At 70.8% G+C, this 12,902-nt stretch carries 10 protein-coding genes; 3 read left to right on the top strand and 7 right to left on the bottom strand.

Annotated elements, in window-relative coordinates:
• Positions 1-12: 12 nt before the first annotated feature.
• The 3 genes from VT50_RS26925 to VT50_RS26915 all read right to left on the bottom strand — a co-directional run bounded on the left by VT50_RS26925 (position 13) and on the right by VT50_RS26915 (position 3,643).
• Entirely contained in the window at positions 13-1,176 is a 1,164-nt protein-coding gene (locus VT50_RS26925) for a hypothetical protein (protein ID WP_046084326.1), read from the bottom strand.
• Complete coding sequence (locus VT50_RS26920) at positions 1,167-2,465, bottom strand: hypothetical protein (RefSeq protein WP_046084325.1); 1,299 nt, start codon at positions 2,463-2,465, stop codon at positions 1,167-1,169. The genes VT50_RS26925 and VT50_RS26920 overlap by 10 nt, the downstream gene beginning before the upstream one ends.
• A 152-nt stretch (positions 2,466-2,617) precedes the next feature.
• Positions 2,618-3,643 carry a 6-phosphofructokinase gene (locus VT50_RS26915; RefSeq protein WP_046084324.1) on the bottom strand — a complete coding sequence of 342 codons (1,026 nt, stop codon included), beginning with the start codon at positions 3,641-3,643 and terminating at the stop codon, positions 2,618-2,620.
• 209 nt (positions 3,644-3,852) lie between these two features.
• Between VT50_RS26915 and pta the strand changes: the two genes are divergently transcribed.
• From pta to pyk, 3 genes are all read left to right on the top strand, one after another.
• Positions 3,853-5,973 (top strand): phosphate acetyltransferase, encoded by a 2,121-nt coding sequence (gene pta / locus VT50_RS26910; protein WP_046084323.1) that lies wholly within the window; start codon positions 3,853-3,855, stop codon positions 5,971-5,973.
• Entirely contained in the window at positions 5,970-7,115 is a 1,146-nt protein-coding gene (locus tag VT50_RS26905; RefSeq protein WP_046084322.1) for an acetate kinase, read from the top strand. The genes pta and VT50_RS26905 overlap by 4 nt, the downstream gene beginning before the upstream one ends.
• 61 nt (positions 7,116-7,176) lie before the next feature.
• Positions 7,177-8,604, top strand: a complete 1,428-nt coding sequence (pyk, locus tag VT50_RS26900) for a pyruvate kinase (protein ID WP_046084321.1) — start codon at positions 7,177-7,179, stop codon at positions 8,602-8,604.
• A gap of 120 nt (positions 8,605-8,724) precedes the next feature.
• Here pyk and VT50_RS26895 read toward each other — a convergent pair whose 3' ends face one another.
• The 4 genes from VT50_RS26895 to VT50_RS26875 form a co-directional block, all read right to left on the bottom strand.
• Positions 8,725-10,059: a hypothetical protein gene (locus VT50_RS26895; protein ID WP_046084320.1), complete on the bottom strand. Its 1,335-nt coding sequence runs from the start codon at positions 10,057-10,059 to the stop codon at positions 8,725-8,727.
• Positions 10,037-10,567, bottom strand: a complete 531-nt coding sequence (locus tag VT50_RS26890; RefSeq protein ID WP_046084319.1) for a DUF6114 domain-containing protein — start codon at positions 10,565-10,567, stop codon at positions 10,037-10,039. The genes VT50_RS26895 and VT50_RS26890 overlap by 23 nt, the downstream gene beginning before the upstream one ends.
• A 138-nt stretch (positions 10,568-10,705) precedes the next feature.
• Positions 10,706-11,323 carry a DUF6230 family protein gene (locus VT50_RS26885; protein WP_046084318.1) on the bottom strand — a complete coding sequence of 206 codons (618 nt, stop codon included), beginning with the start codon at positions 11,321-11,323 and terminating at the stop codon, positions 10,706-10,708.
• Positions 11,324-11,886: 563 nt separating this feature from the next.
• The gene (locus VT50_RS26875; RefSeq protein ID WP_046084317.1) at positions 11,887-12,858 is read right to left on the bottom strand and encodes a tetratricopeptide repeat protein; all 972 of its coding nucleotides are present in this window, start codon (positions 12,856-12,858) and stop codon (positions 11,887-11,889) included.
• Between the last annotated feature and the right edge of the window lie 44 nt (positions 12,859-12,902).

Genomic DNA, 12,902 nt, shown 5'->3' with positions numbered 1-12,902 from the left:
CCGCGCCCGTCGTCACTCGCCGCCCGGCAGGCTGGGCGCGGCGCAGTCGTGGTGGGTGGACGAGGCGGCGGCGAAGGCCGCCAGGGCGGCGCGTTCATAGCCGAGGTCGGGGCGGCGGCGGGTCTCGCCGTCCGCGGCGTCGGCGCGGATGAGGTACAGGGCGGACTCGGCGCCGCGCGGGCAGGTGGCACCGGCCCAGTAGGCGCTCTGGCCGAGCCGCCCGGCGGGCTTCTCGGCGGGGGTCACGTTCTCGTAGTCGTAGTCCCGGGTGAACTGGGAGCGGGCGTCCTCCGCGTAGGGGCCGTAGTACGCCTCCAGCCGGTACAGCGGTGAGCCGTCCCGGGTGCCGAGCACACAGCTCTCGCGCGGTGCGCGGTCGCGGGCGGTCTCGCGGGCGGTGGAGACGGCGGAGCGGGAGGCGGTGGGGACGGCCGCGCAGGTGCCCTTGGCGCCGATCAGCGGTTCGTACTCGTCCTCGTTCACCGGCAGTCCGACGGTGCGCACCGGCTTGCCCAGGCGCGCGCCGCAGCCCCAGTGGTCGTTGGCCGCCTCGGCGGTCGCGGTGGCGGTGCGGACGAAGTCGGGGCGGACGGCGGGGTCGTCGAGGGTGGCGGCGCCGTGCAGCGCGGTCTCCACGGTGATCAGCAGACTGTCGCCGCGCCGGGCGCAGTCGAGGGTCACGGCGGTGGTGGCCGTGCCGTCCTTGGCGTCGTCCAGCCGTGCGGTGTCGGTGGCGAACAGACCGGACCAGCCGTGGCCGAGCGGGACGGGCAGGGTGTGGCGGTCGGGTACGGCGGTGTAGAGGTCGTCGTATCCGTACTCGGTGCGGGGGCGGGGCGAGCCCTCGACGGAGACGGCGATGTGGCCGGTGCCCTCGGCGGTGATCCGGCAGTGGACGGAGAGGGAGTTGGCCCGCCCGGCGCCCTTCTTGTCGCTCTCGGAGGCGGTCTTCCCGAAGGAGCCCTGGGTGCGGTTGGTGACGTCCAGTGCGGTGTCGTCGCCGAGCACCGAGCGGACCTCTGCCACCGGGAGCACCCCGTCGCAGGCTCCCGCCAGCGCCCGGTCCTCGCTGCCCGCGAACCAGACGAACGCTCCGGTGAGGGCGGCGAGCGCCACCGCCACGGCGACCAGGGCGTGGATCTGGCGCCGGGTGAGTGCGGGTCGGGTCAGTGCCACTGCTCGACCTCCCCGAGCACCTTGGTGTCGCGGCACTTAGCGGACGCGGGCCAGCCGTCGTCGGCGTCGAGATAGCGGTCGAGGACCGTACGCGCGGCGGTGGAGAGCCTGGCCCGGTCCGTGCCGCCGATCACGGCAGTCTCGCCGTCCTGGAGCCGGATCTCGGGGTAGACGGCCACCCGGTGGTAGGTGGCGCTGCCGTCGCACACCGACCGTGCCCACAGGGCGAGTTGGGGCCGTCCGGAGTAGGAGGAGACGCGGGCCTCGCGCCGGGTGCCAGCGCTCCCGTCCGCCTCGGAGGAGCGCTTGTCGTCCTCGGCTCCCCATCCGGGCACATGGCCCTCGCGTTCGTAGGAGTCGTACGCCGACCGGCCCAGGATCCCCGACCAGCTGGCCGCCTCGACCTCGGTGACCTGCCACCGCTTCGGGCGCGGGCGCTCACCGGCGTCCTTCGCCGCACCCCGCCGCCCGGCGCAGGCGCTCAGCCCGGTGGACTCCTGGTGATCACCGAGGGTGGTCCAGGGGCCGGGGGCGGCACCGGGGAGCGAGGAGCCCTCGATCCACCCGCACTTGCGCAGGCCCCGGCCGGGCGCGCCGTGGGTCTCGTCCGTGTCCACCACGGCGGTCGGCGTCATGAGCGGGCCGGAGCCGCAGTGCTGGGCCTTGGTGAGGGCGTTGGCCACGTGGACGGCGGTACGGAAGCCGAGGAGCGCGGTGGCGCGGCCCGGCTTGCCGCTCCCGGCCGCGTCGGCCTTGCCGGCCTTACCGGTCCCGTCCGTCACCCGGGCCGTCACATACAGATCGGTCGTGGGCCGGACCCTGCCGTCGAGCCCGCCCCGGCAGTCGGCCACCAGCCAGGCGCCGCGCTTGCCGTACTGGCCGGTGGTGCCCGGCGCCACGAAGGTGCCACGGCCACCGGCGGGTTCGAGGAGGTCCCGGCTCTTGACGGCCTCGGGCACATCGGAGACCAGCGCCTCGGCGTGGACCGTGACCCCGTGGCCGTCGCCCCACGACAGCGAGCAGTCCAGCAGCGAGCGGCTCTCCTGGCCGGGGGTGAGCACCGTGCCGTGCTCGCTGAGCTCGCCCGGCCGCTCGTCACCCACCAGCCGCTCGAGGTCCCGGTACGGCAGGGTGCCGTCGCAGGCCTTCCGCAACTGGGTCCGGTTGGCGGCGAGATGGCCGCCGCCGCTGTCCCGCGCCACGAGGACGGCCCCCGCGATCCCCACGACCGCCATCAGTACGACAAGGGGTGTGCGGCGCTGCCACACACGGCCCCGTAAACCAAGCATCCCGCCCGTAACTCCTTATGTCCCCCGACCAGTTCCCCCTTGGCCAAGCGGGGACAGTATCAGAGGGCCGGGACGGCGGCGCCGGTCGGTCGGGCCGCGGCGGATCAGAAGGCCGCTCAGAAAGCCGCTCGGTGGACGGATCAGAAGGCGGCTCAGAAGACCGACTCTGCCTCGTCCATCCGGTCCACCGGTACGGTCTTGAGCTCGGTGACCGCGTTGGCGATCGGCACCATCTGGATGTCCGTGCCGCGCAGTGCGGTCATCATGCCGAAGTCGCCGCGGTGCGCCGCCTCCACGGCGTGCCAGCCGAAGCGGGTGGCCAGCACGCGGTCGTACGCGGTGGGCGTGCCGCCGCGCTGCACATGCCCCAGGATGACCGGGCGGGCCTCCTTGCCCAGGCGCCGCTCCAGCTCGGCCGCGAGGCGGTTGCCGATGCCGGTGAACCGCTCGTGGCCGTACTGGTCGATCTCGCCCTTCTGGTAGTCCATGGAGCCCTCGGCCGGATGCGCGCCCTCGGCGACGCAGATGACGGCGAACTTCTTGCCGCGGGCGAACCGCTCCTCGACCATCTTCACCAGCCCGTCCACCTCGAAGGGCCGCTCCGGCAGGCAGATGCCGTGGGCGCCGCCCGCCATGCCGGACTCCAGCGCGATCCAGCCCGCGTGGCGCCCCATGACCTCGACGACCATCACCCGCTGATGGGATTCGGCGGTGGTCTTCAGCCGGTCCATGGCCTCGGTGGCGACGCCGACGGCGGTGTCGAAGCCGAAGGTGCGGTCGGTGGAGGAGATGTCGTTGTCGATCGTCTTGGGGACGCCGACGATCGGCAGCCCGGCGTCGGAGAGCATCCGCGCCGCGGTGAGGGTGCCCTCGCCGCCGATCGGGATCAGTACGTCTATCCCGTAGTCACGGGCGTGGTCCTTCGAGGTCTCGCACGCCTCGCGCAGCCGGGCGCGCTCCAGGCGGGAGGAGCCGAGGATGGTGCCGCCGCGGGCGAGGATGCCGCTGACCGCGTCGAGGTCGAGCTTGCGGTGACGGCCGTCGAGGAGCCCCTTGAAGCCGTCCTCGAACCCGATGACCTCGTCTCCGTGGCCGGCGACCGCGCGGTGGACCACCGACCGGATCACAGCGTTGAGACCGGGGCAGTCGCCGCCTGCGGTGAGAACTCCGATGCGCATCGTGCTGTGTCTCCTGCTCCCTACGGGTAGATGTGAGCCAGTCCGATTGTTTCATGGGCCGGGTGGTGCTGTGTCCCCCGAGCGACAAGCGCCTTAATCACGGTCGAAGGTATTGTCAAGAGGACTGGGCCGGTCAATGTGGCCAATTTGTGCCTGATGGGCGCACATAACGAAAACACCGACGAACGCCAGAGGAACGGAGAGCACGCGTGACACGCAGCGTGTACGTGACCGGAGTCGAGCGTGGCGACGGACGCCAGGTCGTGGAGCTGGGGGTCATGGAGCTCCTGACCCGCCATGTCGACCGGGTCGGCGTCTTCCGCCCCCTGGTGCACGACGACCCCGACCGCCTCTTCGACCTGCTGCGGGCGCGCTACCGGCTCAGCCAGTCGCCGGAGTCCGTCTTCGGCATGGGTTACGACGAGGCGGCCGCGCTCCAGGCCGAGCGGGGCACCGACGAGCTGGTCTCGCAGCTGGTCGGCCGGTTCCACGAGGTGGCCGACGCCTATGACTACGTCCTGGTGCTGGGCAGCGACTACGCGGCCACCAGCCTCCCCGACGAGCTGGGGCTGAACGCACGGCTGGCCAATGAGTTCGGCGCCTCGGTGATCGTGGTCGTCGGCGGCCAGAAGCAGACCGCCGAGTCGGCCGGCGCCGAGGCCCACAACGCCTACCGCGCCTATGAGGGACGGGGCTGCGACGTGGTCGCGGTGGTCGCCAACCGGGTGGTGCCCGCCGACCGCGAGGCCATCGCCGCGCGGCTGGCCGCCAAGCTGCCGGTGCCCAGCTATGTGCTGCCCGAGGACGGGTCGCTCTCGGCGCCCACCGTCTCCCAGATCGTCCGCTCCCTGGGCGCCGAGGTGCTGCTCGGTGATCACACGGGGCTCTCCAGGGACGTACGGGACTTCGTCTTCGGCGGCGCGATGCTGCCGACCTTCCTGCCCGCGCTGACGGAGGGCTGTCTGGTGGTGACGCCCGGGGACCGCGCCGATCTGATCGTCGGCGCGCTGGCCGCGCACAGCGCGGGCGCCCCGCCGATCGCCGGGGTGCTGCTCACCCTCGCCGAGCGGCCGGGCCCCGACATCCTGGCGCTGGCCTCGCGGCTGGCCCCGGGGACCCCGGTGGTGTCGGTGGCGGGCGGGTCCTTCCCGACGGCGGCCGAACTGTTCGCCATCGAGGGCAAGCTCACCGCCAGCGCGCCGCGCAAGGCGGAGACCGCGCTGGGCCTCTTCGAGCGGCACGTGGACACCGCGGCGCTGACCGAGCGCATCTCGGTGGGCCGCTCCGGCCGGGTCACCCCGATGATGTTCGAGCGCGAGCTGATCGAGCGGTCCAGGTCCCACCGCCGCCGGGTGGTGCTGCCCGAGGGCGCGGAGGAGCGGGTGCTGCGCGCCGCCGACGTACTGCTCCGCCGCGATGTGTGCGATCTCACACTGCTGGGCGAGGAGGAGCCGATCCGCAAGCGCGCCGCCGAGCTCGGCATCCAGCTCGCCGAGGCGCAGATCATCGATCCGCAGACCTCCCCGCTGCGGGAGCGCTTCGCGGAGAGCTACGCGAGGCTGCGCGCCCACAAGGGGGTCTCCCACGAGCTGGCGTACGACGTGGTGGCCGACGTGTCGTACTTCGGCACCCTGATGGTCCAGGAGGGGCTGGCCGACGGCATGGTCTCGGGCGCGGTGCACTCCACCGCCGCCACCATCCGGCCCGCCTTCGAGATCATCAAGACCGCCCCCGGCGCCCAGATCGTCTCCTCGGTCTTCTTCATGTGCCTGGCCGACCGGGTGCTGGTGTACGGCGACTGCGCGGTCAACCCCGACCCGGGCGCCGAGCAGCTCGCGGACATCGCCATCCAGTCGGCGACGACGGCCGCCCAGTTCGGGGTGGAGCCGAGGATCGCGATGCTGTCGTACTCCACCGGCACCTCGGGCTCCGGCGCGGACGTGGACAAGGTCCGCAAGGCGACCGATCTGGTCCGCGAGCGCCGCCCGGACCTGCTGGTCGAGGGCCCGATCCAGTACGACGCGGCGGTGGACGCGGCGGTGGCGGCGACCAAGCTGCCCGGGTCCGAGGTGGCGGGCAAGGCCACCGTGCTGATCTTCCCGGACCTGAACACCGGCAACAACACCTACAAGGCCGTACAGCGCTCGGCGGGCGCCGTCGCGGTCGGCCCGGTGCTCCAGGGCCTGCGCAAGCCGGTGAACGACCTGTCCCGCGGGGCACTCGTACAGGACATCGTCAACACCGTCTCGATCACCGCCATCCAGGCGCAGTCCCCCACGTCTGCGGCGACCGCCCCGACGTCCTCGACCCAGAAGGCGCAGTCCGCGTGAACGGCTCCCGAGTCCTCGTCCTCAACTCCGGTTCCTCGTCCGTGAAGTACCAGCTGCTGGACATGGCCGACGGCTCCCGTCCGGCCTCCGGCATCGTGGAGCGGATCGGTGAGGGCCCCGTCGCCGATCACGCGGCGGCCCTCAAGCAGGTGGCCGACGAGCTGGCCGCCGAGGGCCTGGGCCTCGACTCGCCCGAGCTGGCGGCGGTCGGCCACCGGGTGGTGCACGGCGGCACCCGGTTCACCGAGCCGACCCTGATCACCGACGAGGTGGTCGGGGAGATCGAGAAGCTGATCCCGCTGGCCCCGCTGCACAACCCGGCCAATGTCACCGGGATCAAGGTGGCCCGCTCGCTGCGCCCGGACCTGCCGCAGGTCGCGGTCTTCGACACGGCGTTCCACTCCACCATCCCGGAGGCGGCGGCGCGCTACGCGATCGACGTGGCGACCGCCGACCGGTGGGGGGTGCGGCGCTACGGCTTCCACGGCACCTCGCACGCGTATGTCTCCCGGGCCACCGCGGAGCTGCTGGGCAGGGAGCCCGCGGAGGTCAACACGATCGTGCTGCACCTGGGCAACGGGGCCAGTGCCTCGGCGGTGCGCGGCGGCCGGTGCGTGGAGACCTCGATGGGGCTGACCCCGTTGGAGGGTCTGGTGATGGGTACCCGTTCCGGGGACATCGACCCTGCGGCGATCTTCCACCTGTCCCGGGTGGGCGGCATGTCGACCGATGAGATCGACACGCTGCTCAACAAGCGCAGCGGTCTCGCCGGACTGTGCGGGGACAACGACATGCGCGAGATCGGCCGCCGGATGGGCGAGGGCGACCGGGCCGCCCAGCTCGCCTTCGACATCTACGTCCACCGGCTGCGGAAGTATGTGGGCGCGTACACCGCGGTGCTGGGGCGGGTGGACGCCGTCGCGTTCACCGCCGGTGTGGGGGAGAACTCCCCGGCGGTACGGGAGGCGGCGATGCGCGGCCTCGGCGCGTTCGGCATCGAGGTGGACGGCGTCCGCAACGCGCTGCGCTCCGCCTCGGCGCGGCTGATCTCCACGGAGGCCAGCCGGGTCGCGGTGGCCGTGGTGCCCACCGATGAGGAGCTGGAGATCGCCAGCCAGACGTTCGACCTGGTCAGCGCGTAGGTTCCGCAGCACCCTTGACTGAAATATTCCGCTCCGAAACAAACCCGATAGGATCTGCCTCATGCGCCGTTCCAAAATCGTCTGCACCCTGGGCCCCGCCGTCGACTCCTACGACCAGCTGAAGTCCCTGATCGAGGCCGGGATGAACGTGGCCCGGTTCAACATGAGCCATGGAAGCCACCCGGAGCACGAGGAGCGGTACCACCGCGTCCGCAAGGCGTCCGAGGAGACCGGGCACGCGGTCGGCGTCCTCGCCGACCTCCAGGGCCCCAAGATCCGTCTGGAGACCTTCAAGGACGGCCCGGTGGAGCTGGTCCGCGGGGATGAGTTCATCATCACCACCGAGGACGTGGACGGTGACCGGACCATCTGCGGCACCACCTACAAGGGGCTGCCGGGCGATGTCTCCAAGGGCGACCAGGTCCTGATCAACGACGGCAATGTCGAGCTGCGGGTCACCGCCGTGGAGGGCCCGCGGGTGCGGACCATCGTCATCGAGGGCGGGGTGATCTCCGACCACAAGGGGATCAACCTGCCGGGCGCGGCGGTCAATGTGCCCGCGCTGTCCGAGAAGGACATCGAGGACCTGAGGTTCGCCCTGCGGATGGGGTGCGACATGGTCGCCCTGTCCTTCGTACGGGACGCCTCCGACGTCCGGGACGTCCACCGGATCATGGACGAGGTGGGCCGCCGGGTGCCGGTGATCGCCAAGGTGGAGAAGCCGCAGGCGGTCGCCAATATGACCGAGGTCGTCGCGGCCTTCGACGGGGTGATGGTGGCCCGTGGTGACCTCGCGGTGGAGTATCCGCTGGAGAAGGTCCCGATGGTGCAGAAGCGGCTGATCGAGCTCTGCCGCCGCAACGCCAAGCCGGTGATCGTCGCGACCCAGATGATGGAGTCGATGATCACCAACTCCCGGCCGACCCGCGCCGAGGCGTCCGACGTCGCCAACGCGATCCTGGACGGCACCGACGCGGTGATGCTCTCCGCGGAGTCCTCGGTCGGCTCGTACCCCATCGAGACGGTCAAGGTGATGTCCCGGATCGTCCAGGCCGCCGAGCAGGAGCTGCTCTCGCGCGGCCTCCAGCCGCTGGTGCCCGGCAAGAAGCCGCGCACCCAGGGCGGTTCGGTGGCCCGCGCGGCCGCCGAGATCGCCGACTTCCTGGGCGCCAAGTCGCTGGTGGCCTTCACCCAGTCCGGCGACACCGCCCGCCGGCTCTCCCGCTACCGCGCCCAGCAGCCGATCCTGGCCTTCACCACCGACGCGTCCACCCGCAACCAGCTCACCCTGAGCTGGGGCGTGGAGTCCTTCGTGGTGCCGTATGTCGAGCACACCGACGCGATGGTCGACCTGGTGGACGCCGAGCTGCTGAAGCTGGGCCGCTACGCCGGGGGCGACACCATGATCATCACCGCCGGTTCGCCGCCCGGCGTCCCCGGCACCACCAACATGGTCCGGGTGCACCACCTGGGCGGCACGAGCGAGTAGCGCCGAACGCCCCGCAAACGCGTCCGTGGGCACCGTCTCCGATTGGAGGCGGTGCCCACGGGCGTTTCCCTCCTCATGGAGGGGTGTGCGGCTCCCGAACGGATCGGTGGTGTCGCGGGATCACTCCCCGGTCTTGAACAGGTGCATACCGGGAACGGTCAGATCGCCACCGAACTGACCGGCCTGCTTGACCGTGACATTGGTGAAGAACACCTCGGGGATGTTCACCGGCGGCGGGGTCTTGGGGCTGAAGGTGATCGGGATGAGCCCCAGGAGGTTCCCCTTCAGCTCCTCGGTGTACATGGTCACCGTGCCGTTGCGGATGGTCGAGGTGGAACCCTCGCGCGCCTGCACATGGGTGGTGGTCCCGCCCGGGCCCACCACCAGCTGGTGGAGGTCCTTGATGTCCACGCCCGAGGCGGTGAACTTCAGGACCTTCTTGATCTGGCCGCCCTGCGTCTTGACCTCCACGATGCCCTTGTAGTCCAGGCCGTGCAGGCTCAGCAGGGTGCTCTTGAGGGTCCAGGGGTCCTCGGGCAGCAGACTCGAGGTCGGCTCTGACTCGGCGTTCTCGTACGCGTCGGCGTCGAACTCCGGGCAGGGGAACGCCTCCTTGCCGTCCGCGTCCTTCGAGGCGGACGCGGAGGGCTTGGGAAGCGCCTTGTCCGCCGTGTCCTTGGCGTCGTCGACGGTCTTGCCCACCCCGTCCACGGTGTCCTCGACGCCCTTGCCCACCTTGTCCACCGTGTCCTTGACCGGATCGGCGGGCTTGTCGGAGGTCTTGGACGGGGACGGCGACGAGCTGGGCTTGTCGCTGGCGGACGGGCTCGGCGAGGCGCTTGGCCCGGCCGACTCGTCCCCGCTCTGGTCGCCGGGCGTGAGGACGTCGTGGAGCGCGTCCCCGAGTCCCAGCGGGTCCAGCGGGTTCTTGGACTTCGACGGGCTCGGCGAGGCCGAGGGCTCCTTCGACTCCTTCTCGTCCCCGGAGCCGGACGACGGCGCGGAGGAGGAACGGGACGGAGACGGCGTGGGAGTGGCCTTGTCGTCCCGGGACCCGGTCTGGCCGCCCGAGGACTCCTCTGAGCCCTTGGCGCCGTCCTCGGAGCCCTTGCCGGACGAGTCCTTGGCGTCCTTCGTGTCCTTGTCCTCGCCCTGGGCCTCCTTGCCGCCCTTGGCGTCGTCCTTGTCCGCCTCGTCCGGCTGCGACACACACGGCCCGGGCTTGTAGCGGTCCTCGGGCCGGGGGTTGGCCGAGGCGAGCTGCGGGGTGAGCCCCATGCCCATCAGCACGGCCGTCGGCATGGCGGCCAGCGCTATGGCCTTGCCGGCGGGCACCTGAAGGCGGGTGAGTACCGACTTCTTCGGTGCCGCGTGCCGCGGGCCGGTTCTGACCCGGCGTGGGCTCACTCCCTCCGGCTGCTCGGGTCGGTCTTCACCCCGCACGGTGCCTCCCATTCGTGGCTTCCTGGTCCGGCGCGGACCCGGCCCCGGCCGGCTCCGGCACGCTTCCACCGTTCCCGTCGTCCTCTGACGCGTTTCCCGGCCCCTCGGCCGGCTGCCCGGCGGAAGTCTCCCCGGGCGCCCAAGAGATGCTCATGCCGCCGCCGAACAGCGCGAGCAGGAATCCCATCAGAAAGCCGCCGAAGTTCGAGACGGGGATCGACACCAGACCGAGCAGGATCGTGGCGACTCCGGCGAACACCCGCACCATGGGCTGGAACCACATGGTCAACCCCAGGACCACCAACAGCACCCCGATGATCAGCGAGGCCGATCCGGCGGTGGTGGACATGTTGATGGTGAATCCACCGGCGTTGAGGTCGTTGTACGGGAAGTACATGATCGGTACGCCCGCCAGCAGGCTCAACAGCCCCGCCCAGAACGGGCGCTGCCAGCGCCATGTCCTGAAGGACCCCCGCCAACGGCTGATACGGTCACGCGCCCCCGGCGACTCGGCACTCATTGAAAACAGCTCCCTGGGGCTGGCGATCGGTGTGATCGCGGTTGTTCTCTACAGCGGTACTAGCCTGGCGCATCCCCGCTGCGGGTCGATGCCCGGGTGAGGGGCAGCACGGCGGCCCCCCACCCTTGGCTCAGCTGATCAGAAGCACTCGTTCTTGCCCTTGCTGACCTTCATCGAAAGGCCGGAGAGCTTGAACGTGCCCGCGCTGGTCGCCCAGGCGGTCTGCTTCACACCGGTCAGCGTGGCGGAATCGGCCTGCTGGCCGAACGAACCGGGATCGGCCGCATCACCCTTGTGAATGCCGGGACCCTTGTGGGCGTCACCCGCCGCGACACCGATGTCGATGCCACGGAACGTGGCGTCCGCGTTGAGCTGATCGAGATCGATGAAGAGGTTCTTGGCCTCAACCTGCTTGCTGCCGTTGCCGGCCGTCAGCTTCAGCGACACATCGCCGAAGACCGGAACCGGGACCACGACGGACTGGCACAGGCCCTTGAGCTTCGCGCTCTTGAACGCCGACACCGCGACGGGGATCTTCTTGCCCCCGTGCTGGGTGTCCAGCGCGCCGTACTGCGCGAACCCGGTGCCGTCGAGCCGGTCGACCGAAACCTTGAACTGCTGGCCGGACACGTTGAACGAGGCCGCGAGCGCACCCTGGGACAGGGCGACGCCGATCGCGGCCGTGGCAGCAACGCTCGGCACCATGACAACGGCGAACCGCTTCCATCTGGTGCCGCCACGAGCCACGGACTCCATGACTTTCCTCCTTCTCGGACGTACATCTCCGGCCGGGGCGAGGCCCCGGACCTGGGATGGGAGAAGTGCTACGTCCTCGGGAAGGAGAGCGCCCACGTCTCACAGGCGCACACCGCACCCGCAACACCGGCGATCACCCCCGAGCGACAACCACTGGCCACGCAATCTCGCGCAACCTCCTGGACAGGCCCTGCCTTGTGGGCAGAGACCCCCCTGTCCACGGTCGGCGCCACTGCCGCCGACCTGCCCGGTGGGGACCCAACCACACCGACGCGCCGACCGGATGCCGAGCTACCGGGGGGATGGACCGAGCTTGGCCGATCGTGGTCCATTCCCGGCCTGGGCACAAGGGGTTCGTTACTAGCGAGTAACGGACAGATAACCGAACCGCGGCAGGACGGTCGAGATCGGCCACGCAGGGTTGCCGGACAGTGACCGGAAAGAGGGGGAGATTTACTCCAAGACCGGACAAAGCCTGGGCTTGCATTTACTGGCAGTAACAGCGACCGCGTTTACCAAGTTTTGGTAAAGAGCGGTCGCTGTGTTGTTTGAGGAGCCGGAGGTCAGAACAGCACCCGCGCCAACGCACCGCGCGCCGCCACCACTCGGGGGTCCTCACCGCCGATCACATCGAACAGGCTCAGGAGATGAACGCGGGCCGCGTCCCGGTCCTCCCCCGCCGTACGGCGCACCGCGTCCACCAACCGACCGAAGGCGTCCTCCACATGACCGCCCACCAGGTCGAGGTCGGCCGCCGCGATCTGGGCCGCGACATCCGCCGGGCTCTCCGCGGCCGCCTTGCGCACCTGTGTGGCGTCCACTCCCTGAACCCGCTCCAGCAACTGGGCCTGGGCCAGGCCCAGCTTGGCCTCGCCGTTGGCCGGGTCGTCGGCCAGCACGTTCTGATACGCCCGCACCGCACCGCCCAGGTCACCGGCGTCCAGCGCCTGATGGGCCGCGGCGAGCGCGAGGTCCTGCGGCGACTCGGGGGCCGCCGGGGCGGCCTCCTCGGCGTCCTCGTCCTGGGCGCCGGGTTCAACCGGTGTACCCACGATGCCGAACTGCTGCTCCGCCGCCTGGATCAGCTGGTCCAGCACCTGGCGGATCTGTGCCTCGGGCGCGGCGCCCTGGAAGAGCGGCACCGGCTGACCCGCGATCACCGCGAACACCGCGGGGATGCCCTGGACGCCGAACTGCTGGAAGAGCATCTGGTTGGCGTCGACATCGATCTTCGCGAGGACGAACTGCCCGGCGTACTCCGTGGCCAGCCGCTCCAGAATGGGGCCGAGCTGCTTACACGGCTCGCACCACTCGGCCCAGAAGTCGATGACGACCGGCACTTCGGTGGAGCGCTGCAGGACGTCCTGCTGAAAACCCGCCTCGTCGACATTGAAGATCAGACGGCCGGGCGCGGGCGCCTCCCCGGTGCGGGCCGACTCGGCCCGTGCCCGCTCCGCCTTCTGCTTCGCTTCTCCGGCCGCCTTCACCGCGGCGAGGTCGACCACTCCACTCATGGACATGTTCCGTGGCTGCATGGTCCCATCCTCCCCTCTTCCCGCGGTGAAGGGAAAAGCGCGTC

It is taken from the genome of Streptomyces antioxidans (assembly GCF_000968685.2).
Lineage (GTDB): Bacteria > Actinomycetota > Actinomycetes > Streptomycetales > Streptomycetaceae > Streptomyces > Streptomyces antioxidans.
The sequence above is the reverse complement of the archived record's forward strand: the minus strand, read 5'-3'. Positions and strand labels throughout refer to the sequence as shown.